The organism is Komagataeibacter europaeus LMG 18890, from assembly GCF_000285295.1.
Classification (GTDB): Bacteria; Pseudomonadota; Alphaproteobacteria; order Acetobacterales; family Acetobacteraceae; genus Komagataeibacter; species Komagataeibacter europaeus.
Window position 1 is genome coordinate 37,414 of the sequence record NZ_CADP01000007.1, and the last position, 23,744, is coordinate 61,157.

Below are 23,744 nucleotides of genomic sequence, written 5' to 3' on the forward strand. Positions count from 1 at the left end.
AAGTTCCTGGTTAAGCCTTTTGCAAGAAACTTCAGCGAACGCCGCCTTTTTTCAAAAAAGGCGGCACCCAGAAACCTTTATGACTTAACCCGTTTTATTTGGCGCTCAGGTCCACAACGCAGGCGCGGCCATCTTCCGAACCAAAGGCAAGGCAGCAGCCATCGGGACTGAATTCCAGCGCCGTCACCGCGCCCGACCCGCCGATGCATACCGGCAGGATACGCTGCGCCCCGGTATCGGCCATCAGCACCGATCCGTCGGCAAACCCCGCCGCCACAATATCATGGACGGGATGACAGGCGACACGGGTGCACATGACGCCCGGCAGGCCGCCGGCCTCGGCCGGGGGCTTGCCCATCGGGCCGCCACCAAAGAACGGCCACATCACGATGGTGTCCGCCCCGCTGGTCACCAGCCACTTGCCATTGCGGGTAAAGGCCATGGACTGCACCTTGGACGGATAACCGCTCATGCGCATGTTATGCCCGTCCGACAGCCGCCAGCCATGCAGTTCCGATTCCTGCATGGATGTGACCAGCGCCTCACCGGCGGGATGGATGGCGATGCCGATATGGCTGCCCTTCCATTCCAGCGGACGCACGGTATCCACCTTCGCCTGCACGAACCACATTGATGCGCCATTATAGTGTGAGGCGGCAATCCGCTTGCCCTTGGCATCGAACACGATGCCGCTGACGGTGGAAGGATGATCCAGCACCTTCAGCGTGGTCTGCCCGTCGGCATCGCGCAGTTCGACCTGCTTGCCCGATGCAAAGGCGATCACGCCGCCCTTGCCATTGGTCCATGTCGTGATGTGCTCGATCCAGCGGCGACCTTTTGCAAGGTCCGTGACGCTGCCATCGGCGCCGACACGGCGCAGGGCGTTGTCATCGCCACCGGTCAGGAAGCCGGTGGGGGCGGCATCGGGCGCAATGGCAAGGATCGCGCCATCATGCACGGTCATGACGTTCCATGCATTCGACTGGCCCCAGTCCGCCCGGTCCGCCACCATGATGTCGCCCTCACCCGTGGCGAAGGCGACCTGCTGGCTGTCGCGTGAGATGGCGCAGCCGGTAATCTGGCCTTCCATCTGGCGCATGGCCCCACGGCGTTCCAGCAGGCCGGTGGCGGGGATGGTATCGTTTACGGTATCGCTCATTTCGCACGGCAGCTTTCAAAACCGCGGCGAAGCTGCGGACGGTTGAGGTTACGGCCAATGAAGACCAGGCGGGAGACACGCGGCTCACCTTCCTTCCACGGGCCGATGAAGCCGCCATCGGCCATCATGTGCACGGCCTGGAAGGCGAAACGCTGGTCCTCGCCAGCGTAGTTCAGGATGCCCTTGGCGCGCAGGATGTCGGCCCCCTGTTCCTGCAGCACCGCGCCGATCCATGCCTGGAACTTGGCGGCGTCCAGCGGTTCTTCCACTTCATAGGACAGGGAAGTCACGTCCGCTTCATGGGAATGGCTGGTATCCTCAAGGAAACGCGGCGCGTGTTCCAGCGCGCGCTGCAGGTCGAACCCGCCCTGGTCCAGCACATCGGACAACGGCACGTCGCCGCGCTGCGCGCGGTGGATGCGCCCGACGGCGTTGATGGAACGGATGCGCGATTCGATGGTGGCCAGCGCCACTTCGTCCACAAGGTCGGTCTTGTTGAGGATGATGACATCGGCAAACGCGATCTGGTTCACCGCTTCCGGGCTTTCATCAAGCGTCTGGATGACGTTGTAGGCATCGACCACCGTGACCACGGCGTCCAGCCGGGTCTTGCCGCGCACGTCCTCGTCCACGAAAAAGGTCTGGGCGACGGGGGCGGGATCGGCCAGGCCGGTAGTCTCGACAATGATGCCGTCGAACTTCGCCCGGCGCTTCATGAGGTTGCCGAGAATGCGGATCAGGTCGCCGCGCACGGTGCAGCAGATGCAGCCGTTGTTCATCTCGAACACTTCCTCGTCGGCATCCACCACGAGGTCGTTGTCCACGCCAAGTTCACCGAACTCGTTCACCACCACCGCGTATTTGCGGCCGTGCTGCGCCGTCAGGATATGGTTGAGCAGCGTGGTCTTGCCCGCCCCCAGGAATCCCGTCAGCACCGTAACCGGCACGAGGGTGTTCTGGGCTGTGGCGTCTGGCGACGCCTGAACGGTATCGGACATGTGGCCTCCGGTCTTTTCAAATTGCCTGCATCATGCGTGGCGTAAGCCTTGTGTGCCCAGATATAGGGCCATGGGGCGGCGTGTCCCATACCCGGCGGCACAGAAAAACGGAAAAGAGGGTCAGGCCCCGCCCCGGTGCAGGGCTGCATCACGCATCGCATCGCGGCAGGCACGGGCATGTTCGATGCTGAAACGCGCGGCCTGCACCCGGCCGCGTGCAGTCAGGGCTTCACGCGCGGGCAGATCGTCCATCAACCCGGCCATGGCCCGGGCCAGCCCCGTTGCGGGTTCGGGCGCGCACAGCAGGCCGCCATTCTCCACCACTTCGGGCAGTCCGCCCACCGGGGACGCGATCAGGGCGGCCCCGGCGGCCATGGCCTCCAGCGCCGTCATGCCGAATGGCTCGGGCCAGCGGCTGGGCACGACCACGATGGCCGCCTGCGCCATGGCCGCCAGAACATCCGCATGTGGCCTGTATCCGGTCATGTCCACGCCCGCCGCCGCGGCTTTGGGCAACAGGTCGGACATGAACGGGGTCAGTGGCGCATCAGTGCGGAAACGGTCGGCGCCGATCATGCGGAAATCCCAGTCGGGATGGGTCCGTGCAAGCTGTCCGCAGGCGGCGACAAACAGGTCCGCCCCCTTGTCCGCCACCACCCGCCCGGCAAACAGCACGCGGCGCGCGCGCTGCGCCATGGGGGGCACCATTGCCGGCAACGCCACGCCATTGGGCGACAGCCCGACCTGCCGCGCGCAGGCCGCGGGCAGGCCGTCAAGGAACCGCTGCCGCACCCAGCCCGATACGCAGGCCACATCCATCAACCGCAGCAGGTCACGACGCTGGCCAGGCGTGTCCGCCCCGCGCATGCCCTGCGGGTCGTTATGCAGCACCAGCAGCACGCGCTGTTCCAGGCGGTGTCGGGCAATGTAATGGGCGGTATCGGGACGGTTGTGGACTTCCACCACGGCGGCGCCCGTCTGGGCCACCGCGCGCGCGATGGCTGCGGCATAACGCAGGCTGCGTCGCCCCGGTGGCCACAGCCCGGGCTGCACGGCACGGTAGTCATGATCCGGCAGCAGGGATGGCCCGTCCAGCGACGGCCCCACGATCACGTCCCGCGGCCCCGCAAGGGCGGCGACCTGCAACCCGATCGCCCCCACGGCGCCAGGAGAAAATCCCTCACGCGCGGGCAGTACCACCGCCACGCGCCATGGCATGGTCACGGGCGGCCCCTCAGGCAATGTCCTCGAAACGGGACTGCCGCCATTCCGCGGGTTCCTGCGCGGCCTTCTGGTACCAGTCATCGACCAGCGGATGCGCGCGCACGGCGGCCATGTAGGCACGCGATTCGGGCGACGGGCTGATGCCATAGGACAGGAAGCGCGAGACGATGGGCGCGAACATGGCATCCGCCATGCCGAACGTCGCCCCGAACAGGAACGGACCATCCTTGCCAAAATCCAGCCGGGCCTCGGTCCAGATGGCGTCGATCCGGGCGATATCCGCATCGATGTCCGGCGTGGTGCCCGCCGCCAGCGGGCGGTTGTCACGACCGATATTCATGGGCATGGCCTGCCGCACGGCGCGGAAACCCGCATGCATTTCAGCCGAGATGCTGCGGGCATAGGCACGCTGGCGGACATCCTCCGGCCACAGGCCCGGCGTCTGTTCGGCGCAGTATTCACAGATTGCGATGCTTTCCCATACCGCAACACCCTTATGTTCCAGATAGGGCACCTTGCCATTGGGCGAAATGGTGCGGATGGCCGGGGTTTCCCCGTTATCGGCCAGCGGGATCACCTGTTCGCGCACATCCAGCCCGGCCAGACGCACCGCCAGCCACCCGCGCAGCGACCAGGATGAATACCGCCGCGTGCCAATGACCAGAATACCATCACTCATGACGCCGCCTTTCCTTCGCTTCCGGCCTGAACAGCTTCCGCCCGGCGGATGAAGCCACCGCCCAGCACCCGTGTGCCATCGTACATCACGCAGGCCTGACCCGGCGCGGGGACCGCCCCTTCATCCAGTTCCACCCGCGCGCCATTGCCATCCGCCTGCCATACCGTGGCGGGCTGGGCGGCTTCGCGCGCGCGGATCTGCACCGCGCAACGCATGCCATCCGGCCCCGGCGGGGGCACAAGCCAGTTCATGTCCCGCAGCATAAGCGTGCGGGCCACGGCCTGCGCGCGCGGGCCGATCACCACGCGACGGCTGGCGGGTTCGATTCCCACCACCATCTGGCGTTCGCCCTGCCGCATGGCGGCGTTGCCCAGCCGCCTGCTCTGCCCCACGGTGTAGCGGGTCACACCTTCATGCTGGCCCACCACATGACCGGACCGGTCCACGATTTCACCAGCGCCCGTTACATCGGGACGCAGCTTTTCCACCAGTCCGGCATAGGAACCATCGGTCACGAAACACAGGTCCTGGCTGTCGGGCTTGGCCGCGACCGCCAGGCCAAAGCGTTCGGCTTCCGCCCGCACGGTGGCCTTGTCGGGCATGTCACCCAGCGGGAAGCGCAGGAAATCAAGCTGGTCGCGGGTCGTGGCGAACAGGAACCATGACTGGTCACGCCCGGCGTCAACGGGACGATGCATTTCCACGCCATCCGGCCCGTCCACGCGGCGGACGTAATGGCCGGTCGCCATGGCATCCACCCCCAGGTCACGCGCCATGCCCAGCAGGTCGGTAAACTTCACGCCCTGATTGCACGCAACACACGGCACCGGGGTCTCGCCCGCGGCATAGGCATCGGCAAACGTGCCGATCACGCTGTCATGGAAGCGGCGTTCGGCGTCGATCACGTAATGGGGAATGCCCAGCCGGTCGGCCACGCGGCGGGCGTCATGAATGTCACGGCCCGCGCAGCATGCGCCCTTTTTCGTGCTTTCGCGCGAATCATACAGCTGGAGGGTCGCGCCGATCACCTCGTGTCCCTCGTCCACCAGACGGGCGGCAACGACGGAACTGTCCACCCCGCCGGACATGGCCACAAGAATGCGCATGGCTTGGTTCCACTTCCCGATGACAGGCAATGCCCGCAGGACTATCCGCCCCCGGGCATCGCACGTCAAACATCATGTTGCGCGCGTCTCATGACGCGCGGTGTATAACAGGTGCCGGTCAGGACGTGCGCGGCAGGCGCACCACCAGACCGTCCAGCGCCTCGGTCATCACGATCTGGCAGCCCAGGCGCGATGTCTTTTCCAGACCGAAGGCCAGGTCGAGCATATCTTCCTCGTCCTCGGTCGGCGGAGTCAGCCGGGATGCCCATTCGGGGTCCACCACCACATGGCAGGTGGCGCAGGCCAGCGAGCCCTCGCACGCACCCTCAAGGTCGATCCCGTTCTTGTGAGCGATTTCCAGAACGGACAGGCCCAGCGGGGCCGCGACTTCGCGGCGGCTGCCGTCACGCTCGATGAATGTTATATGCGCCATCTTTTCATCCTGCCTGTGCTGTGTGCCCGTCATGGGGCGAAACACTGCCTTGCGCGCGGCACCGTGCCACGGCCTGGCACAGGATCACCGCCGCGCGATCCACATCGGCGGGTGAGGTATAGCGTCCGACGGCCAGACGCAAGCCTCCGGCGGCCTGAACCGCATCCAGCCCCATGGCCGTCAGGACATAGGATGGCGTTACTTCGGCCGATGAACAGGCCGATCCGGTGGACAGGCACAGCTGTGGTACCGCCGCCAGCAGGTCCAGCGCGCGCACGCCGTCAAAGCGCAGGTTGAGGTTTCCCGCCAGCCGCCCGGACCCCGACATGGCGCCATGGACATGGATGCCATCGCAGCCCGCCCTTAACGCCGCCAGCAGCCGGTCCCGCAACCCCGCGACCCGCGCGCGTTCCGCCGGCCCTTCGTCACGCGCAATACGGCAGGCCGCGCCGAATCCGATCACCAGCGGTGCGGGCAGCGTGCCAGAGCGCAGGCCACGTTCCTGCCCGCCACCCGAAAACAGCGGGGTCAGCCGCACGCGCGGCCTGCGGCGCACGAACAGCGCCCCCACTCCCTTCGGCCCATACAGCTTGTGCCCCGACACGGACGCCAGATCGAGATCCCACGCCCGCACGTCCACATCCATCTTGCCCACCGCCTGCGCCAGGTCGCTGTGCAGCAGCGCGCCCGCATTGCGGACCAGCGGCGCAAGGGCTGCCATGTCCTGCACCACCCCGGTTTCGTTGTTGGCGGCCATGATGCTGACCAGCAGGGTCGGCACGCTCAGGGCATCAGCCAGCACGTCAGGGGCCAGCGTGCCATCGGCCCTGACCGGCAGGATCACCGGCTCGCATCCTTCGCGCGCCAGGTCACGCACCGATTCCAGCACGCATTTATGTTCGGTCGCCAGCGTAATCACCCGCCTGCGCGCGTCCCCCCGGTCCAGCAGGTGACGCACCGCGCCCTTGATGGCGATGTTGTTGGCCTCTGTCGCACCGGATGTCAGCACGATTTCGCGCACGTCCGCCCCCAGTATCGCAGCCACTTCGGCGCGGGCCTGTTCCACCGCGTCATGCGCAGCACACCCCGCCGCATGGTCAAGGCTGTGGGGATTGGCGAATCTTTCGGTAAACCATGGCATCATTTCCGCCACCACACGTGGATCGCATGGCGTGGTGGCCTGATAGTCGAGATAGATCAGATCATCGGGCATGGTCATGCCGCACCCGCCTGCAACGCGGGCAACCGCCCGGCCATGGCGTCATAGGCCGCGATGAAGCCATCCACCTGCGACTGTGCCGCCGACCACGGCAGGGAAACGCGGATGGCGCAGCCTGCGTCCTCCCCGAACCCCATGGCGTCCAGCACGTGCGAGCGCGTGACCTTGCCCGATGAACACGCCGACCCGGCCGAGACGCAGTATCCCGCCATGTCCAGCGCGATCAACTGCGTCTGTGCGCGCCGTCCCGACAGCACAAGGCTGGTCGTATTGGCCAGGCGCGGGGCCGTGCCACCGCAGACCCGCGCGCCCGCGCTCAGTGCCGCCGTCTCGATCCGGTCGCGCCATGCGCCGAGCCTTTCGGCCTGTTGCGCCATGTCCCCTGCCGCCACTTTGGCCGCCGCGGCCATCCCTGCAATGGCGGGTAGCGCGGGGGTGCCACCGCGCCGACCCTGTTCCTGCCCGCCCCCGGCCAGAAGCGGGGCAAGGGCATGAAACCGGTCCCCCGCCAGCAACAGCGCGCCAGCCCCCTTCGGGCCACCGAATTTATGGCCTGAAATCGCGATGCTATCCGCCCCCAGTTCCCCGATGGCAAAAGGAATGCGACCCGCCGCCTGCACCGCGTCCACATGCACCAGCGCCCCATGGGCGTGGCAAAGTGCTGCGATGTCCCGCACGGGATTGATGACCCCGGTTTCGTTATTGGCCAGCATGACACAGACCAGGGCCGGGGCCGCGCCATCGGCTGCCAGCATGCGTTCCAGCGCGGCACGGTCCAGCACGCCATCGGGGCGGACCGGCACCACGTCCGCCCGCGCCGCACCCCGCACGGCGTCGTGTTCGGTCGCCCCCACCAGCACCCGCCGGCCCTGTGCCTGACCGGTGATGGCCAGCACGTTCGCCTCCGTCCCGCCGGAGGTCAGGACACAGTTTTCAGCCGACACGCCAAACAGGGTGGCCAGATCCTCCCGCGCGGTTTCCAGCACGGCACGCGCGGCACGCCCCGCACGGTGGACGGATGACGGATTGCCCACCACTTCCGCAGCCGACACCATGGCCGCCAGGGCCTCCGGCCGGAGCGGTTCGGACGCGTTGGCGTCAAGGTAGGTAAAACTGTCGCGTCGGGTGTTCATGCTGTCCAGCCATATGGTTACGCCAAGTCGTTTTGCGAGGTGGATTACGATTTATCTGGCATTTTGTGAATCCACACCGCTATAAGGCAGCGCAACATAATATTTATTGCAACGTGTTATGGCGGGTGCGCGCACCTTTCCCATACCGCTGCCTCAATGTCGCCCGCCCGTCATCCGGGTCATGGCAAGGAGAGCGAACCGACACGACACACCCGGACCAGCGGCGGAAAACCTTTTCCCCACGCCGGGTGAACACGACGCATCACCATATCTGCCCCCCGCGCAGGGCACGCCTGCCAAAGACGCACTTTATATCCGGTAGGCAGCAGGCCCATTATCAGGCGGGTTGGTATACTTTCGGCCTGACGTACCAGACCGGATCAATTCTGTTTTTCGTGCCACCATCACCGGATGAATACACGACGTATTCCTGCTTCCGGCACGGATGACATCGAAGGACAGCATTTTCTCTGCCTGCCGACCTGACGGGGCATCGCCGGTCGGACGGGCTGTAACAGCAACCTTTCCCGCTGCAATGCCTGGAATGCGCGGGGAAATGCAAATGCGGGATACCTATGCCTGAGGTCATGTTTGCCGGCCCTGATGGCCGCCTGGAAGGTCGATACCACCATTCAAGCGCGCCCAACGCGCCGCTTGCGCTGGTACTTCATCCCCACCCGCTGCATGGCGGGACCATGAATAACCGCATCACCTATGCGATGTACCGCGCGTTCGAGAAAATGGGCTTCTCGGTCATGCGTTACAATTCGCGTGGGGTTGGCCGCTCGCAGGGGCGCTATGACGGTGGCATTGGCGAGATTTCGGACGCGGCCGCCGCCCTTGACTGGATGCAGATGGTCAATCCGAACGCCAGCGGCCTGTGGATCGCGGGGTATTCGTTCGGTGCGTTCGTCGGCATGCAGCTGCTCATGCGCCGCCCCGAAATCACGGGGTGGATCAGCGTGGCGCCGCCTGCCAACCACTATGATTTCGGCTTCCTTGCGCCATGCCCGTGTGGCGGGCTCATGATCGCGGGGGAAAACGACGAACTCGTGCCAGAACCGGCCGTGCGCAAGCTGGTGGACAAGCTGAACACCCAGAAGGGCGTGACCGTGGACTACCGCATCTTCAAGGGAGCCGACCACGTCTTCGCCAACCATGCGGACCAGGTGGCCGAGGCGCTGGAAGACCACGTCAGCACGGTCATGAACCGCAAGGCGCTGGCGTTGGCCGCCGACTGACGCCCATAACCCATCCCGGTCGGGCCGGGCTGTTCCATCATGGGCCGTGAACATGCTAGAGGCTGGTCCGCGCCGGGGCGGCCCGGCCAGCGATGCCCATCACAGCGCGGAACAGATCATGCCCAAGAGTGAATTCCTCCGGGAAGCCGAAGCACGCGGCTTCATTTTCCAGTGCACCGACATGGACGCGCTTGACGTGGCCATGCAGGCCGGTCCGGTGGGGGGCTATATCGGTTTCGACCCCACGGCGGACAGCCTGCACGTGGGCAGCCTGATCCAGATCATGATGCTGCGCCTGCTGCACCGCCACGGCCACCGCGCCGTGGCCCTGGTGGGCGGCGGCACGGCGAAGATCGGCGACCCGTCCTTCCGCGAGGAAGCGCGCAAGCTCATGACGGCGGAAACCATCGCCACCAACCTGCGCGGGGTGGAAGCCTGCCTGAAGCAGTTCCTGCCGCTGGGCACGGGCGCCACCGATCCGCTGCTGACCAACAATGCCGACTGGCTGGACAGACTGTCCTACATCGACCTGCTGCGTGATGTGGGCATCCATTTTTCCGTCAACCGCATGCTGTCCTTCGACTCGGTCCGGTCGCGGCTGGAGCGTGAGCAGGGCCTGACGTTCCTGGAGTTCAATTACTCCATCCTCCAGTCCTATGATTTCCGGGAGCTCAACAGCCGTCATGGCGTGACCCTTCAGATGGGGGGATCGGACCAGTGGGGCAACATCGTATCGGGCATCGACCTTGTGCGCCGGATGAATGGCGCGCAGGTGTTCGGGCTGACAACGCCGCTGCTGACCACAAGTTCCGGCGCAAAGATGGGCAAGACGGCACAGGGTGCGGTCTGGCTGTCGGCGCGGCGCCTGCCGGTATTCGATTACTGGCAGTTCTGGCGCAATGTGGAGGATGCGGATGTCGGCCGCTTCCTCAGGCTGTTCACGGAACTGCCGATCGCGGAATGTGACCGTCTGGCCGCCCTTGGTGGCGCGGAAATCAATGAAGCGAAAAAAGTCCTCGCCACCGAGGCCACGGCCCTGTGCCACGGCCGCGCCGCCGCCACGGAAGCCGCCGAGGCCGCACGCCGCACGTTTGAGGAAGGGGCCGTAACGGCTGCCGCCCTGCCCACCGTCCACCTGCCCGCCGCCCTGCTGTCCGAAGGCGTGCCCGCCTTCCGCCTGTTCGTGGAGGCCGGTTTCGCCGCCAGCAACGGGGAAGCCCGTCGCCTGATCCGTGGCGGGGGCGCGCGGGTGAATGACGTGGTGATAAAGGACGAGGCACAGGTCGTGTCCGACAGGGACCTGATTGACGGGTCGCTCAAGCTGTCGTCGGGCCGCAAGCGCCATATCCTGGTCCAGCCCGCCTGAAGGGCACGGCCATGACACGCAGGCGGCCAGGCCGGGACAGGGCGCAGGCACGACAGCCCGACCTGTTCGCGCCCGCCACGCCGTCAGCCCCGGCCCCGCCAGAAAGCCCCGGCCCGGCCATACCGGACCTGCACTCACTACCCGCCGTGCCGGGGGAATTGTGGGAACGGTTGGCCTATTCACGTTTCCGCGCGCGCTTCCACCTCGGGGCGAAGGAACGCGATTATCTGGCGACGCGGGGCCTGCCGGAAGTCATGACGCACGCGGCGGATTTCATCGCCACCCGACTCGCTCCCGCCCACCCGGACAAGGACGGCCGCCAGACCCCGTGGCGGGGCCATCCGGTCTTCATCGCCCAGCATGCAACGGGCACATGCTGCCGGGGCTGTGTCGCCAAATGGCACGCCATGCCCGCGGGGCAGGCGCTGGATACGCAGCAGCAGGCCTATATCCTGTCGGTCATACAGGAATGGATCAGACGGGACGCGGCGGCCCCTATGGCGCAATCCGCGCCCAGACCTGATCCCCGCTGATCCAGCATTCATGGGATCGCGGCATCGGTCCCGCCGCCTCCATCCGCCCACCGGGAGCCTGCGCGCGCCCGTCGGGGCCAAAGGTCCACATGTGCAGCGGACAGACAATGCGCCCATACAGCACGTAACCGGCGGAAAGCCGGGCATTGCCGTGGGGGCAGCGGTCATCCAGCACGGCGGGGCGGTCGTCCTCCACCATCCACACCACCAGCGCGCGGCCATCGCACATGACCCGCTGGGGTTCCGCGCGTGCGGCGGATACCGCGCACAGGGGACGGGAACCCGGTAACGCCTGTTTCATTGAACTCATGCCTTCCCCCCTGCTGCGCAGTTACCATCTTACGTGAATGGGGTGTGTCGTCTATCGTGCCTGCGCTTCGCGCATGTATGGAGCGGTACAACGGTCAACATTAATCAGGATATGATGACGCATGGTTCTTTCCCCCCAGCATGAACATCTTCTGGACCGTCTGGCTGAAGTCGCCGTCCGGGTTGGCGTCAATATCGCGCATGGGCAGCAGTTGCTGATCACGGCCCCGCTGGATGCCGTGCCACTGGTACGCCGCATCACGGAACACGCGTATAAAGCCGGGGCATCACTGGTCACGCCGTTCTATGCCGATGACGTGGCGACGCTTGCCCGCTTCCGCCATGCCGCCGATGATACGCTGGATACCGCCGCCGACTGGCTGCAGGACGGCATGGCCAATGCCTACCGCAAGGGGGCCGCGCGCATGGCGATCACGGGGGCCAATCCCGTGCTGCTGGCCAATGAAAAGGCCGAGCGCGTCTCCCGCGTTGGCCGCGCCGCATCGCGCGCGGGGCGTCCGGCCATGGAACTGATCACCCGTTTCGCCATCAACTGGAACATTGTGGCCTTCGCCACGCCCGCATGGGCGCAGCAGGTCTTTCCCGACCTGTCGGTGGATGCGGCGGTCAGCCGGTTGTGGGATGCGATTTTCCAGGCGTCCCGCGTCATGGTGAATGACCCGGTCGCCGAATGGGAAGCCCATAACGCCCACCTGCGCAAACGCGCGGCGTGGCTGAACGAACGGCGTTTCGCGGCCCTGCATTTCAGCGGTCCGGACACGGACCTGACCGTAGGGCTGGCTGACGGGCATGCATGGGCCGGGGGCGCGGAACCCGCGGGTAACGGCATCATCTGCAACCCCAACATCCCGACCGAGGAAGTATTTACTACCCCCCACGCCCGCAAGGTCAGCGGGACGGTGCGCGCGACCAAGCCACTGTTCCACCAGGGCACGCTGATTGACGATATCGCCGTGCGTTTCGAGGACGGCCGCATTACCGAAGCCCATGCCCGCACGGGACAGGACGTGCTTGAACGAATCCTTGATACCGATGACGGCGCGCGCAGGCTGGGTGAAGTGGCGCTTGTTCCCGCGTCGTCCCCCATTTCCAGAAGCGGCATCCTGTTCCGCAATACGCTGTTTGATGAAAACGCGGCCAGCCACATCGCCCTTGGCCAGTCCTATGCCAAGTGCATGCTGGATACCGACAACCTGACCGAAGCCCATCTGGCGCAGCAGGGCGCCAATACCAGCTTTATCCATATTGACTGGATGATCGGGTCCAGCAAGATCGATGTGGACGCCGTCAACCATGACGGCACCCGCGAACCCCTGATGAGACAGGGCGAATGGAGCAACCAGCCATGATATCTTCCTTCGTGCGCAAGACGCTTTTGGCCGCCACGTGCGCCCTTGCCGTGGCCCCTCTTTCCGCCGCCATGGCCCAGCAGCCCACGCAGCAGATGACACAGCAGGCCCCCAGCGCGGCACAGCAGGCCGCCATCCAGCATGACATGGAAACCGTGGCGCGCTACAAGCTGCCCAAGGATTTCTTCACGCGCATGACCCCGGTGATGGAACAGATCCGCAACTCGCGCATTTCCCCGCCCGAGACACCGAACATGTCGCTCGAAGACACCATCAAGCGCACGGAAGCCATGCCCCAACTTGAACCGATCCTGAAGCAGGGACACATGACGGCGCGTGAATTCGTCATGGGTATCACCACCTTCGGCATGACCGCCGCCGTGATGCAGCACCCGTCACAGGACAGCCGGTCCATGCCCGCGCTGAACCCGGACAATGTCAGCCTGCTCAAGTCCCATGCGGCACAGACGCAGGCGCTGATCCAGATCATGGGTGGCGGCGACAGCCAGCAGCAGGCCCCGGGACGTTAAGGGGAGAGCCCAGAACAACCTTCTGATAAAAAACACAAATTCTTGTATGCCGCCTTTTTTTTAGAAAGGTGGCGTCTTCCTGGAGCTTTTTGAAAAAAGCTTCACCAAAAACTTTTTCATGATTTGCAGGGCATCTTTTGCAACGGCTGGATGCCCCGCCGTCAGCAGGGGCACGGTGCGCGCCATGATTTCGGCCTGTGTGTAACAGGCCAGCGCGCGCATCCTTCCAGCTTCGCCCATATGCCGGCGTAACGCGCTGTCATGCACCAGATGTTCCAGCGCCGCAGCCAGCCGTGGCACATTGCCCGGTGGCACCAGCAGGCCGGTCTGACCGGAAACCACCTGCTCGCACGGGCCGGAAATGTCGCTGGCCACCACCGGCAGGCCGCACAGCATGGCTTCGATCACGCTCATCGGCAGGCCCTCGAAATGGCTGGGCAGGACAAAGATATCCGCAGCCGCCATGACCCGCGCCACATCCGCACGGTATCCAAACATGACCAGCCGCGCGCCAAGTGCCGCACGGGCCGCAGCAAAACACGCGCCAAGGTCCACGCCACGGTCGCTGGGCAGGCGCGTGCCCACCACCCATAACACCGCATTATCAGGCAGGGCACGCATGGCCGCCAGCAGTTCGGGATAGCCCTTGCCCCGCACCAGACGGGAAACGGCAAGGATGACAACCTGATCCGCCCCTACCCCCATCCGCGCACGCAGGGCCGCGCGCTGTTCGGGCATGGGATGGAACATGGCCGGGTCGCGCCCGTTGCCAATGGCCGTGGCACGGGGGTGGATATGCAGCCTGCGGGCATCGCGGGCCTCCCTGTCCGATACCGTGAGGTAGATGTCGGTCACCCTGCCAGCCAGCCATTCCAGCGCAAGGGCCACGCCACGACGCACCCGCGATCCCGGCTGGTTGAACAGAAAACCGTGGCAGGTATAGGCAATGCAGGGCACGCCGCAACGCCATGCCGCGAAACGCGCCAGCAGGCCGCTTATGGGCATGTGGGCATGGACCATATCGGGCTTTTCCGCCCGGATCAGGCGCACCAGCCCCCGCCATGCCCGCCATTGCGCAAGGGGGGACAGGGTGCGTGACATGGGCACGGTCTCGACCCGCAGGCCACATGCCCGGACGTCCGCCAGCAGGGGACCATCGGCACAGACCCCGATCACGTCATGTCCATCGTCGCGCAATGCCAGCATAAGGGGAAACAGGAACTGACGTAACGAGAAATCAACATTCGTGATCTCAAGGATCTTCATGTCAGCAGCAGCAGCTTTTCACGCCTGAACGCCCAGCGCACCACCTGTCGCACCTTGCCCATCGGCCCGTCAGCCTGCGTCAGCAGGGCCGTGCCGCCACCCTCTTCCGCGTCGTGCTGGCGGCGTGCGGGATCGACACGCACGACCAGTTGCAGGGTCGGCTGCGGAACCTGACCGCCGGAATAGATGCTGTCCTCAATGGCGACTTCGCCACCCGCCGCACGGAAACGCCAGTGCTGTTCGCCCGCTTCCAGCAGGATGGAACCATCCTGCGCATCAAGCGCGTTGACCGATGGATGCAGGTGCAGGCGCAGGACGAAGGCCACTTCACGTTCGCCTTCCAGCATTTCCTCCCCGCGCAGGATCTCGCCATCACCACCCAGATACAGCCTGCGGTAATACGTCACCCCCGCCGAGGGGTGATAGCCATCATGCGACAGGTTCAGCCAGTGCGCCCCTTCGGCCACGGCATGGTCCACGCCCACATGGGCCGGCCTGCGCCGCACCGTGCCGTCCGGCCCGAATTCGGACGACGACATATCCTCCACCACCACGACGGAATGGGCGGCCGTCTGGCGGAGGGCCTCCTTCCACGCGGGCAGTACGCCGCCCCCGCAATTGACGATCAGGCGCTGGCGCGCGCAGGAAAATTCGAATGAAAGCGTCCCCGCATGCGCGTTACGGTCATATTCGGGCGGCGCCGGAATCCCTACATCCACCAGCAGCAGCGACCGTATGGCCTGCATGCGCATGAAACCGCCATCCGGCATGGAATGGGCCACGACACGGGTGCGCGTGGCCTGCGACAGCACCATCTCGATCAGTGTTGCGCTGCGTTCATGGCTGCCGTTGAACAGGGCAAGCCCGCCATCCCCATGCCGCATGGCCCGCAGCACGGGACACATCTTGTCCAGCGCGATGGCGACCGCATGGGGCAGCGCATGCTGTACCGCCTGCATCATGGCCCGCATTTCCGCCAGTTCCCGCACGGCACGCAGCTGTACTTCCGGGCTGCGTTCGATATGCCAGCCATCGGGCAGGATCTGGCTTTCCACCTCATTATCGATATAGCGGCGGTACCGGGTCAGGAAGCCGGTATATTCCGGCATGGCCACGGCCACCGCCAGCAGTCCCTTCAGCGCGGTCAGGGACTGCCAGCCATGCCGTTCCGGCGGCATGAGGGCGGCAATGGTGCGCCCTTCCACCAGGATACGGGCCATGAGGCGCTGGCGGAAGGAATCGCTGGCCGACGCGGCAAAGAAATCATAATGTCCCAGCCACGCCGCGACCCGCGCGCCAATCACACCGCATTCCAGCGCCAGCGGATCCTGCGACGGATGGTGCAGCCAGTCATCAACCAGCGCGCGCGCCTTCAGCCGCGCGGCGTCGGTGCCCACCGCGCGCAGGTCACGCAACCAGCGGAAACTGAGCAGCCCTTCACGGAACGCGGGTTCAAAATCCGGCGAATCCCACTGTCCCGGCCCGACGGGATGGGTATAGCCCGCCCATGTCAGGCTGCCACGGGCAAGCTGCGCGCCCGCCGCCGGGTCGCCCGGCCACAGGTCACGCACGTTATGGACGGGCGCGACAGGCAGCCGCCTGCCACCCCCCAGCAGGGGCAGCCGCGCAAAGGAAAGGCGCGCGCCCCGCGCCAGACGCTTCAGCGGCATGGGGCCTTATCCCTCCGACACATCAGGGACCATACCCTCACGCCGGGTTATGCGTCCCGGTCCGTAGGTTCCTGATGGCCGCGGCATAATCATCCTGCCCGTACACGGCCGTGCCGGCGACCAGCATGTCAGCACCCGCGGCAACCGCCAGCGGCGCGGTCTGCGGGTTGATGCCGCCATCGACACCAATGCGGATGTCACGTCCCGTCGCATCAGCCATGCGACGCAGGGTTTCGATCTTGCGCAGCTGGCTGGTCAGGAATTTCTGGCCACCAAAACCGGGATTGACCGTCATGACCAGGATCATGTCCACCAGGTCCAGCACTTCGCCCACCGCTTCGGGCGGAGTGGCGGGACAGATGGCGACGCCGGGCTTCACGCCATGGTCGCGCACATGCTGCAGCGAGCGGTGGGTATGGGGACCGGCTTCCACATGCAGGTGGATATGATCGGCCCCGGCCTTTGCAAAGGCTTCGATATACGGATCGACCGGCGCGATCATCAGGTGCACGTCAAACGGCAGCTTCGATTTCGGGCGAAGCGCCTTGATCAGTTGCGGCCCCATGGACAGGTTGGGCACGAAATGCCCGTCCATGACATCCAGATGCAGCCAGTCCGCACCAGCGCGTTCGACGGCGGCGACTTCATCCGCCATGCGGGAGAAATCAGCCGACAGGACACTGGGCGCGATAAGGGGAGTTTCGAGAGCAGCCATGCCTGTTTTTTAACAGCAATCAATGACTAACGCGAATCTTTCCTCATCCCCGCGCCCATATCAGGCGCGCCGGAACCGCGCGGCGAAGAAGCCGTCCATGCCACCCAGATCCGCCAGCATGCCGGGATGGGTGCGCAGCCAGCCTTCCGGCGTGCGGGCCTGCGGCAGGAAAGCCAGTTCGTCTGGCGTGAAGGGATCGGGGACCAGCCCCATCGCGGCGGCGGCCAGCGCGCGCTGCTCGCCTTCCTCGGGCTGGAGCGAGCATACGGCATAGACCACGCGCCCGCCCGGTCGCAGCATGTCACGGCTGGCGGCCAGCAGCCGGTCCTGCCCTTCGGTCATGGTGGCGATGTCGCGCGGGCGCTTGATCCACATGGCATCAGGGTGGCGGCGGATGGTACCGGTGGCCGAGCATGGCGCGTCCAGCAGGATCGCATCCAGCGGGGCGTCGGGCCGCCACTTTGCTGCGTCTTCATGGATCACCTGCACGCCCGACAGCCCGAGGCGGGCCAGATTCGCGCGCAGGCGTTCGATCCGGCGGCCTTCGCGTTCGATGGCGAACACCTCCGCCCCCGCAAAGGCCAGCTGGGCGGTCTTGCCACCAGGTGCCGCGCACAGGTCGGCCACGCGTTCGCCCGCTTTCACATCCAGCAGCCGCGCGGGCAGGCTGGCCGCCATGTCCTGCACCCAGAACGCGCCTTCGGCAAAGCCGGGCAGGTCCACGACCTTTACCGTGCCCGCGGCGAAGCGCACGCTGCCACCCGGCATCACCTCGCCCCCCGGCGGGGCTTCGGCGCCGGGGCGGATGGTCAGGTCCAGCGGCGGCTCATGGCCCAGCGCGCGGGCGATGGGACGCGCAAGCTTCCCCCATGACTGCCACAGCCACGGCGGCACATCCAGCCGCGCCTGATCCAGCCCGTCCAGCGCCCCGGTCCCGCCCGCGGCCACGCGGCGCAGCACGGCGTTGACCAGCCCCGCGAACGGCACCAGCCCCCGCCTGCGCGCAAGGGCCACGGACGTGGCCACGGCGGCATGCGCCGGCGTGTCAAGGAACAGAAGCTGCGCCACCCCGATCAGCAGCACCACGCGCACGGGTTCGGGCGGCTCGCGCTTGAGGAACGGGGACAGCACTTCGTTCGCGGTGCCCATGTGCCGCAGCACGGTCGCGGCCAGCCTGTGGCCCGCGGCACGGTCACGCGGTTCAGCCGTGCGGGCGGCGACCGAGTGGTCCAGCGACGTATCGAGCATGCGGCGGTGGACGATCACCCCTTCGACGATATCGAAGGCGATGTCGCGCGTCGGATCAGGGGCGGCCTTGCCACCACGCCGGTCGGGGCGGCCTTTGTCGGGACGGCGACCAGTGGGGCGGGGTGACGGGGACGGGGAAGGCTTCATGTAATCCTGACCTGAAAGCTGCGGCATGCGGGGGCTTGACCGGGGAGGTATTCAGGCCAAGCCTAGAGCCATGTCAACATCCACATCCATAGCGGATGCCCTGACGGGTATCCACGCCCGCATTGCCGCCAGCGCGCGGGCGGCGGGCCGCGACCCCTCCACCATCGAACTCGTGGCCGTTTCCAAGTTCCATCCACAGGCCAGCGTCATCGCGGCGCTGGAGGCGGGACAGCGGATATTCGGTGAAAACCGCGTGCAGGAAGCCGCCGCGAAATTCCCTGGCCTGCGCACGCGCTGGCCCGACCTGCGGCTGCACATCATCGGTGGCCTGCAGACCAACAAGGCGCTGGAGGCCGTCAGGATCGCGGACATGATCGAAAGCCTCGACCGCCCTTCCCTGTCGGACGCGATCGCGCGCGCGGCTGAAAAGGCAGGCCGCCTGCCAGACCTGCTGGTACAGGTGAACACGGGTGACGAGACCCAGAAATCAGGCGTGAAGCTGGAAGAGGCCGATGCCTTCATCACCGCCAGCATGACGCGGTTTGGGGACAGGGTGCGTGGCCTCATGTGCATCCCGCCGCACGACCAGGACCCGACCCCGCATTTCCGGCTGCTGGCGGACATGGCGGCGCGGCATGGACTGCCGGTGGTGTCCATGGGCATGTCGGCCGATTTCGAACGCGCGATCGCCTGTGGGGCCACGCTGGTGCGGGTGGGCAGTGCGATTTTCGGCGCCCGTCCGGCCCATGCCTGAACGTGCCTGAATGGCACCTGAGCGGAGACGACCCTTGCTGCGCATGGGGCAAGGCGGTAATGCGAGACTATCCGGTCGCTATGTGACGCCGGTTTTCTGTCTTCATTGCCGCGGAGCCGTCACGACATGACGCAACCCACGGGGCCTTCTGCCCCCGGATCCCCGACGACGCCGGATGGCGCAGGTCATCGCGCAACTGCCGTGGACAAGGCCACGACCACGCCCAAGATTACCGAATACGGCGCGGACCAGCACGAACACGCGGCCAACCCCGTGGGCTTCGCTGCCCTGCTGGGCGTGCTGGGCGTGGTGTTTGGCGATATCGGCACAAGCCCGATCTACGCCCTGCGCTCGACCATCATGGTCGTCTCGCAGCATCACCGCATCGCACCGTGGGAGGTGCTGGGCGTCCTCAGCCTGATCATCTGGTCGCTGCTGCTGATCGTGACGGTCAAATACGTCATCCTGATCATGCGCGCCGACCATAATGGCGAAGGCGGGATCATCTCGCTCATGTCGCTGGCCCAGCGCGTGGCGCCGAGCAACCGCATGCGCATTGCGCTGGGCATGGTGGGAATCGGCGGCGCCTGCCTGTTCTTTGGCGATGGCATGATCACCCCCGCCATTTCCGTGCTCTCGGCAGTGGAGGGGCTGGAGGTCAGCTTCCCCGCCGCCCGTGACCTGGTCATTCCCATAGCGCTTCTGGTGCTGGTCGGCCTGTTTTCGGTCCAGTGCTATGGCACGGGCAAGGTGGGCACCGTGTTCGGGCCGATCATGCTGGTGTGGTTCAGCCTGCTGGGCATACTGGGGGGGCTGCAGATCCTGCATCACCCGGCGGTGCTGCTGGCGATATCGCCCACCTATGCCGTGCAGTTCATTGTCTATCACGGGTGGCTGTCGTTCATTGCCCTCGGGTCGGTCGTGCTGTCGGTCACGGGGGCGGAGGCGCTGTATGCCGACATGGGGCATTTCGGCCGCCAGCCCATCCGGTATGCGTGGCTGTTCTGCGTGCTGCCCTGCCTTGCGCTGAATTACCTGGGCCAGGGCGCGCTGATCATTTCGGACCCCAAGGCGCTGGCCAACCCGTTCTTCCTGCTTGGCCCCCACTGGCTGCAGGTGCCGATGATCATCCTGTCCACCTTCGCCACGGTCATTGCCAGTCAGGCGGGCATTTCGGGCGGGTTCTCGCTGTGCCGCCAGATCATCCAGCTGGGCTACCTGCCGCGCATGCGCGTGACCCACACCAATGCGGAGGAGGAAGGCCAGATCTACCTGCCGGAATTCAACCGCTTCCTGATGGTGGGCGCATTGCTGCTGGTGCTGGCCTTCCGCAGTTCGGACGCGCTGGCTTCGGCCTACGGCATTGCGGTGACGGGCACGTTCATGTGCACCTGCGTGCTGGCGATGGTAGTGTTCCGCAGGCTGTATCACTGGACGCGGCCCGCCGCGATCGCAACGTTCGGCGGCTTTTTCCTGCTTGATACGACATTCTTTGCGTCCAACGCGCTCAAGATCCCGCAGGGCGGCTGGGTGCCGGTGCTGCTGGGCATCGTGCTGACGCTGATGATGACGACGTGGAAGAAGGGCCGCCAGCTGATCATGAACCGGCAGAAGCAGGACAGCATGCCGATGAACTCGTTCCTGGCCCGCCTGCCGCAGTCGCGCATCATCCGCGTGCCGGGCACGGCGGTGTACATGACCGGGAACCCGGATTTCGTGCCGGCCTGCCTGCTGCATAACCTCAAGCACAACAAGGTGCTGCATGACCACGTGCTGTTCGTGACCGTGCAGACGCTGGACCAGCCCGAAGCCGATCATGGCCACCGCGTGGCGCTGCAGGAACTGGCCCCCGACATCTACCGCATCATCCTGCGCTACGGCTTCATGGAAATGCCCAACCTGCCCCGCGCGCTAGAGGACCTGAAGGCCAGCGGGCTGGATTTCGATGCACTGCAGGCTTCCTACTTCACCAGCCGCGAACTGCTTGTCCGTTCCTCCGTGCCCAAGCTGTCGCGGTGGCGGATGTCGCTGTTCCTGTTCATGGCGCGCAACGCGACGCCGGCGACCGAGTTTTTCCGTATTCCACCCGACCGCGTGGTGGAACTGGGCGTGCGGCTGGCGATCTGAAAAAACAATAACAGTTTTTGGGTGTCGCCTTTTTCCAGAAAGGCGACATTCCCTTTGAAGCTTTCTGCAGAAAGCTTCACCAAAAACTTCTTCTGGTTTGCAAGGGATTTCATTGGCGGGCTTTTCAGACAGCCTCTTGTCCGGCATGGCGGAACCGCTGGCACTGTACGTGCACTGGCCGTTCTGCCTGTCCAAATGCCCTTACTGCGATTTCAACAGCCATGTGCGTGATGAAATTCCCCGCGCCCGCTTCGGCGCGGCGTTGCAGCGCGAACTGGCGCATGAAGCGGCGCGCATGGGCGACAGCCAGGGCGAACGGCCGACCATAGGCTCCATTTTCTTTGGTGGCGGCACGCCGTCCCTCATGGCGCCGGATGCGGTGGCCGGGCTGATTGACGATGCCCGGGACCTGTTTGGCCTGACGGATGATGTCGAAATCACGCTGGAAGCCAATCCCACCAGCGTGGAGACCGGCAGGCTGCGCGCCTTCCGTGATGCGGGGGCCAACCGCATTTCTGTGGGTATCCAGAGCCTTGATGCCGAGGCCCTGCGTTTTCTGGGGCGCGAACATGACGCGCCACAGGCCATTGCGGCGCTGGAGACGGCACGCAGCCTGTTCGAACGTATTTCATTCGACCTGATCTATGCCCGCCCGGGACAGGATGCCGCCGCATGGCGTGCCGAACTGGAGGCCGCGCTGTCGCTGGTGTCGGATCACCTGTCGCTGTACCAGCTCACCATCGAGCCGGGTACGAAATTCGAAAGCCTGTACCGTCAGGGCCGCTTTCGCCTGCCCGATGGGGATGATGCGGCCCGGTTGTATGAACTGACCGCCGAGGTCGCATCCCGCCACGGGCTGCTGGGGTATGAAATATCCAACTACGCCCGCCCTGGCGCCGAAAGCCGCCACAACCTGACCTACTGGCGGTATGGCGATTATCTGGGCATCGGTCCGGGGGCGCATGGGCGACTGACCCGCAATGGCGTGACCTGTGCCACGCGCCGCCACCGCGCGCCCGAACCATGGGCGGAACGGGTGGAACGCACCGGCACCGGCGCGCATGCGGAAGAACGGCTGGATAACCGTGACCGGGCGCGTGAAATGCTGCTGATGGGGCTGCGGCTGGCGGAAGGGATTTCCACCACGCGCTTCGCCCGCCGCACCGGCATGACGGTACAGGACGCGACCGATGCAGACATCATGGCGGCGGCGGTGGAAGAAGGCTATCTGGTCCCTGATCCCATCCACCACACCCTGCGGGCCACGGCCGCAGGCCGGTTGCGGCTGGAAAGCCTGCTGGCCGCGCTGGTGCTTTAGGAATTTTGGCAATACGATGACTTCCCGCCTCCCCAGCGCCAATGGAGTACGCCGCGTGTTTTCATCCGCTCTTTCACTGACTGCGCGGCTTGCCGCATGCGCCACGGCAATGGTGCTGGTCACCGCCACCACCGCCCTTGCCGCCCCTGCCCCCGCAACCGCCGGGCCGGAACTGGTGATCGAGGATAATGATTTCCTGGGTCCGGGCGGTTCGGATCAGCTTTCCACCATTCCACTGCTGGCCAACCCGCATGTGCGCGTGCTGGGCTTTACGGTCGTGACCGGGGATGGATGGGAAAACGCCGAATCAGCCCATCTGCGCCGCCTGCTGGAAATCATGGGCCGCACCGACGTGCCCGTGGCCGATGGCGCGGTCTATCCACTGGTCAACACGCGCGCGGAAATGAAGCTGCATGAACAGCAGTATGGCTCCATTCCGTGGAAAGGCGCGTGGGGGGCGCTGGGCTCGATCGACGGGGCGCCCGATATCCAGCCCGCCATTCCGGCCATGAAGGAAGGCGCGCCCCACCTCGCCCCCGTGGCGCAGAGTGCGGCGCAGTTCCTGATCGAGCAGGTGCATGCCCACCCGCATGAGGTCACGATTGTCGCGGCGGGCCCGCTGACCAACCTTGCCCTGGCGATCCGTCAGGACCCGACCTTTGCCGAAACGGCGAAGCAGCTTGTGTTCATGGGCGGCATGCTGGACACCAGCATGATGTCCATTACCGGCAATGCGGATTTTGCCTCCGATTTCAACATGATCTTTGATCCCGAAGCCGCCCATATCACCCTGACCGCGCCGTGGAAGAAGATTACCGTGGTGGGTAGCGTGTCGAACGACCTCATGCTGTCGAAACAGTACCTGGCGCAGCTTACGGCAAAGAAGACGCCGCTGACCGACTATATCGGGAAATATTACGACCCCCTGCCCATGTGGGATGAAATGACGACCGCCATCGCAGCCGATCCCACGCTGGTGACATCCGCCGTGGATGCCCGCATGGATATCGACACCAGCCGTGGCCCGCATTACGGCCATGCCTTCGTCGTGCCCGATTCGCTTGCCCCGCATGACAGCCCGATACGCACCATGCATATCGTACGCAGCATTGATGCCGACCGCTTCCGCGACACCTTCGCGCGGCAGGCGCAGGCCGACCTGCCGGTTCAGGGACACTGAAGGGGAGGACACGCACCCT

22 protein-coding genes are annotated in these 23,744 nt (G+C 65.5%); 9 read left to right on the forward strand and 13 right to left on the reverse strand.

The genetic code is table 11. The features are described from left to right. Positions 1-94: 94 nt before the first annotated feature. The 8 genes from GEU01_RS04620 to GEU01_RS04655 form a co-directional block, all read right to left on the reverse strand. Positions 95-1,159, reverse strand: coding sequence for a WD40 repeat domain-containing protein (locus GEU01_RS04620; protein ID WP_019085129.1), 1,065 nt, complete (start codon positions 1,157-1,159; stop codon positions 95-97). Further along, positions 1,156-2,157: a CobW family GTP-binding protein gene (locus GEU01_RS04625; RefSeq protein ID WP_010507237.1), complete on the reverse strand. Its 1,002-nt coding sequence runs from the start codon at positions 2,155-2,157 to the stop codon at positions 1,156-1,158. The genes GEU01_RS04620 and GEU01_RS04625 overlap by 4 nt, the downstream gene beginning before the upstream one ends. Positions 2,158-2,277: 120 nt before the next feature. Continuing rightward, a complete protein-coding gene (locus tag GEU01_RS04630; protein WP_019085130.1) occupies positions 2,278-3,375 on the reverse strand; it encodes a glycosyltransferase family 4 protein in 1,098 nt (365 codons plus the stop codon). Positions 3,376-3,391: 16 nt separating this feature from the next. Beyond that, a complete protein-coding gene (locus GEU01_RS04635) occupies positions 3,392-4,060 on the reverse strand; it encodes a glutathione S-transferase family protein (protein WP_019085131.1) in 669 nt (222 codons plus the stop codon). Then, positions 4,057-5,166: a tRNA 2-thiouridine(34) synthase MnmA gene (mnmA, locus tag GEU01_RS04640; RefSeq protein WP_019085132.1), complete on the reverse strand. Its 1,110-nt coding sequence runs from the start codon at positions 5,164-5,166 to the stop codon at positions 4,057-4,059. The genes GEU01_RS04635 and mnmA overlap by 4 nt, the downstream gene beginning before the upstream one ends. A 118-nt stretch (positions 5,167-5,284) precedes the next feature. Further along, on the reverse strand, positions 5,285-5,599 hold the full coding sequence (locus GEU01_RS04645) for a ferredoxin family 2Fe-2S iron-sulfur cluster binding protein (RefSeq protein ID WP_019085133.1): 315 nt from the start codon (positions 5,597-5,599) through the stop codon (positions 5,285-5,287). Positions 5,600-5,603: 4 nt separating this feature from the next. Beyond that, positions 5,604-6,818 (reverse strand): cysteine desulfurase family protein, encoded by a 1,215-nt coding sequence (locus tag GEU01_RS04650; protein ID WP_019085134.1) that lies wholly within the window; start codon positions 6,816-6,818, stop codon positions 5,604-5,606. Continuing rightward, on the reverse strand, positions 6,815-7,951 hold the full coding sequence (locus GEU01_RS04655; RefSeq protein WP_019085135.1) for a cysteine desulfurase family protein: 1,137 nt from the start codon (positions 7,949-7,951) through the stop codon (positions 6,815-6,817). Before GEU01_RS04655 ends, GEU01_RS04650 begins: the two co-directional genes overlap by 4 nt. Before the next feature lie 575 nt (positions 7,952-8,526). Between GEU01_RS04655 and GEU01_RS04660 the strand changes: the two genes are divergently transcribed. The 3 genes from GEU01_RS04660 to GEU01_RS04670 all read left to right on the forward strand — a co-directional run bounded on the left by GEU01_RS04660 (position 8,527) and on the right by GEU01_RS04670 (position 11,091). After that, positions 8,527-9,192, forward strand: a complete 666-nt coding sequence (locus GEU01_RS04660; RefSeq protein WP_010507247.1) for an alpha/beta hydrolase — start codon at positions 8,527-8,529, stop codon at positions 9,190-9,192. Between the two features lie 118 nt (positions 9,193-9,310). Next, positions 9,311-10,558, forward strand: coding sequence for a tyrosine--tRNA ligase (tyrS, locus tag GEU01_RS04665; RefSeq protein ID WP_026018504.1), 1,248 nt, complete (start codon positions 9,311-9,313; stop codon positions 10,556-10,558). Positions 10,559-10,569: 11 nt separating this feature from the next. After that, a complete protein-coding gene (locus GEU01_RS04670; protein ID WP_026018505.1) occupies positions 10,570-11,091 on the forward strand; it encodes a DUF4186 domain-containing protein in 522 nt (173 codons plus the stop codon). Here GEU01_RS04670 and GEU01_RS04675 read toward each other — a convergent pair. Then, positions 11,054-11,401: a Rieske (2Fe-2S) protein gene (locus GEU01_RS04675; RefSeq protein ID WP_231289802.1), complete on the reverse strand. Its 348-nt coding sequence runs from the start codon at positions 11,399-11,401 to the stop codon at positions 11,054-11,056. The two genes, GEU01_RS04670 and GEU01_RS04675, sit on opposite strands and share 38 nt — an antisense overlap. Positions 11,402-11,522: 121 nt before the next feature. On the opposite strand from GEU01_RS04675, the gene GEU01_RS04680 reads away from it, so the two are divergent. Both GEU01_RS04680 and GEU01_RS04685 read left to right on the forward strand, forming a co-directional pair. Further along, complete coding sequence (locus GEU01_RS04680) at positions 11,523-12,770, forward strand: aminopeptidase (RefSeq protein ID WP_010507255.1); 1,248 nt, start codon at positions 11,523-11,525, stop codon at positions 12,768-12,770. Further along, on the forward strand, positions 12,767-13,300 hold the full coding sequence (locus GEU01_RS04685) for a hypothetical protein (RefSeq protein WP_019085138.1): 534 nt from the start codon (positions 12,767-12,769) through the stop codon (positions 13,298-13,300). The genes GEU01_RS04680 and GEU01_RS04685 overlap by 4 nt, the downstream gene beginning before the upstream one ends. A gap of 60 nt (positions 13,301-13,360) precedes the next feature. On the opposite strand, the gene GEU01_RS04690 is transcribed toward GEU01_RS04685, so the two are convergent. From GEU01_RS04690 to GEU01_RS04705, 4 genes are read right to left on the reverse strand one after another with little or no spacing between them, the layout of a single operon-like run. Next, on the reverse strand, positions 13,361-14,566 hold the full coding sequence (locus tag GEU01_RS04690) for a glycosyltransferase family 4 protein (protein WP_019085139.1): 1,206 nt from the start codon (positions 14,564-14,566) through the stop codon (positions 13,361-13,363). After that, the gene (locus GEU01_RS04695; protein ID WP_019085140.1) at positions 14,563-16,236 is read right to left on the reverse strand and encodes a heparinase II/III family protein; all 1,674 of its coding nucleotides are present in this window, start codon (positions 16,234-16,236) and stop codon (positions 14,563-14,565) included. Before GEU01_RS04695 ends, GEU01_RS04690 begins: the two co-directional genes overlap by 4 nt. A 37-nt stretch (positions 16,237-16,273) precedes the next feature. Further along, complete coding sequence (rpe, locus tag GEU01_RS04700) at positions 16,274-16,951, reverse strand: ribulose-phosphate 3-epimerase (RefSeq protein WP_019085141.1); 678 nt, start codon at positions 16,949-16,951, stop codon at positions 16,274-16,276. A gap of 60 nt (positions 16,952-17,011) precedes the next feature. Next, on the reverse strand, positions 17,012-18,346 hold the full coding sequence (locus GEU01_RS04705; RefSeq protein WP_010507261.1) for an RsmB/NOP family class I SAM-dependent RNA methyltransferase: 1,335 nt from the start codon (positions 18,344-18,346) through the stop codon (positions 17,012-17,014). Positions 18,347-18,416: 70 nt separating this feature from the next. Here GEU01_RS04705 and GEU01_RS04710 point away from each other — a divergent pair, with 70 nt between their 5' ends. The 4 genes from GEU01_RS04710 (at position 18,417) to GEU01_RS04725 (ending at position 23,725) form a co-directional block, all read left to right on the forward strand. Continuing rightward, positions 18,417-19,100 carry a YggS family pyridoxal phosphate-dependent enzyme gene (locus tag GEU01_RS04710; protein WP_019085143.1) on the forward strand — a complete coding sequence of 228 codons (684 nt, stop codon included), beginning with the start codon at positions 18,417-18,419 and terminating at the stop codon, positions 19,098-19,100. A 126-nt stretch (positions 19,101-19,226) separates the two neighbouring features. Further along, a complete protein-coding gene (locus GEU01_RS04715) occupies positions 19,227-21,227 on the forward strand; it encodes a potassium transporter Kup (RefSeq protein ID WP_026018506.1) in 2,001 nt (666 codons plus the stop codon). Between the two features lie 145 nt (positions 21,228-21,372). Next, a complete protein-coding gene (gene hemW / locus GEU01_RS04720; protein ID WP_019085145.1) occupies positions 21,373-22,545 on the forward strand; it encodes a radical SAM family heme chaperone HemW in 1,173 nt (390 codons plus the stop codon). A gap of 109 nt (positions 22,546-22,654) precedes the next feature. Further along, positions 22,655-23,725: a nucleoside hydrolase gene (locus tag GEU01_RS04725; protein ID WP_019085146.1), complete on the forward strand. Its 1,071-nt coding sequence runs from the start codon at positions 22,655-22,657 to the stop codon at positions 23,723-23,725. Positions 23,726-23,744: the final 19 nt, after the last annotated feature.

What these genes read in the sequence shown, in the direction of transcription:
- GEU01_RS04620 (WP_019085129.1), bottom strand. Translation starts at nt 1,159, where the DNA reads ATGAGCGATACCGTAAACGATACCATCCCCGCCACCGGCCTGCTGGAA.
- GEU01_RS04625 (WP_010507237.1), bottom strand. Translation starts at nt 2,157, where the DNA reads ATGTCCGATACCGTTCAGGCGTCGCCAGACGCCACAGCCCAGAACACC.
- GEU01_RS04630 (WP_019085130.1), bottom strand. Translation starts at nt 3,375, where the DNA reads ATGCCATGGCGCGTGGCGGTGGTACTGCCCGCGCGTGAGGGATTTTCT.
- GEU01_RS04635 (WP_019085131.1), bottom strand. Translation starts at nt 4,060, where the DNA reads ATGAGTGATGGTATTCTGGTCATTGGCACGCGGCGGTATTCATCCTGG.
- mnmA (WP_019085132.1), bottom strand. Translation starts at nt 5,166, where the DNA reads ATGCGCATTCTTGTGGCCATGTCCGGCGGGGTGGACAGTTCCGTCGTT.
- GEU01_RS04645 (WP_019085133.1), bottom strand. Translation starts at nt 5,599, where the DNA reads ATGGCGCATATAACATTCATCGAGCGTGACGGCAGCCGCCGCGAAGTC.
- GEU01_RS04650 (WP_019085134.1), bottom strand. Translation starts at nt 6,818, where the DNA reads ATGACCATGCCCGATGATCTGATCTATCTCGACTATCAGGCCACCACG.
- GEU01_RS04655 (WP_019085135.1), bottom strand. Translation starts at nt 7,951, where the DNA reads ATGAACACCCGACGCGACAGTTTTACCTACCTTGACGCCAACGCGTCC.
- GEU01_RS04660 (WP_010507247.1), top strand. Translation starts at nt 8,527, where the DNA reads ATGCCTGAGGTCATGTTTGCCGGCCCTGATGGCCGCCTGGAAGGTCGA.
- tyrS (WP_026018504.1), top strand. Translation starts at nt 9,311, where the DNA reads ATGCCCAAGAGTGAATTCCTCCGGGAAGCCGAAGCACGCGGCTTCATT.
- GEU01_RS04670 (WP_026018505.1), top strand. Translation starts at nt 10,570, where the DNA reads ATGACACGCAGGCGGCCAGGCCGGGACAGGGCGCAGGCACGACAGCCC.
- GEU01_RS04675 (WP_231289802.1), bottom strand. Translation starts at nt 11,401, where the DNA reads ATGAGTTCAATGAAACAGGCGTTACCGGGTTCCCGTCCCCTGTGCGCG.
- GEU01_RS04680 (WP_010507255.1), top strand. Translation starts at nt 11,523, where the DNA reads ATGGTTCTTTCCCCCCAGCATGAACATCTTCTGGACCGTCTGGCTGAA.
- GEU01_RS04685 (WP_019085138.1), top strand. Translation starts at nt 12,767, where the DNA reads ATGATATCTTCCTTCGTGCGCAAGACGCTTTTGGCCGCCACGTGCGCC.
- GEU01_RS04690 (WP_019085139.1), bottom strand. Translation starts at nt 14,566, where the DNA reads ATGAAGATCCTTGAGATCACGAATGTTGATTTCTCGTTACGTCAGTTC.
- GEU01_RS04695 (WP_019085140.1), bottom strand. Translation starts at nt 16,236, where the DNA reads ATGCCGCTGAAGCGTCTGGCGCGGGGCGCGCGCCTTTCCTTTGCGCGG.
- rpe (WP_019085141.1), bottom strand. Translation starts at nt 16,951, where the DNA reads ATGGCTGCTCTCGAAACTCCCCTTATCGCGCCCAGTGTCCTGTCGGCT.
- GEU01_RS04705 (WP_010507261.1), bottom strand. Translation starts at nt 18,346, where the DNA reads ATGAAGCCTTCCCCGTCCCCGTCACCCCGCCCCACTGGTCGCCGTCCC.
- GEU01_RS04710 (WP_019085143.1), top strand. Translation starts at nt 18,417, where the DNA reads ATGTCAACATCCACATCCATAGCGGATGCCCTGACGGGTATCCACGCC.
- GEU01_RS04715 (WP_026018506.1), top strand. Translation starts at nt 19,227, where the DNA reads ATGACGCAACCCACGGGGCCTTCTGCCCCCGGATCCCCGACGACGCCG.
- hemW (WP_019085145.1), top strand. Translation starts at nt 21,373, where the DNA reads ATGGCGGAACCGCTGGCACTGTACGTGCACTGGCCGTTCTGCCTGTCC.
- GEU01_RS04725 (WP_019085146.1), top strand. Translation starts at nt 22,655, where the DNA reads ATGGTGCTGGTCACCGCCACCACCGCCCTTGCCGCCCCTGCCCCCGCA.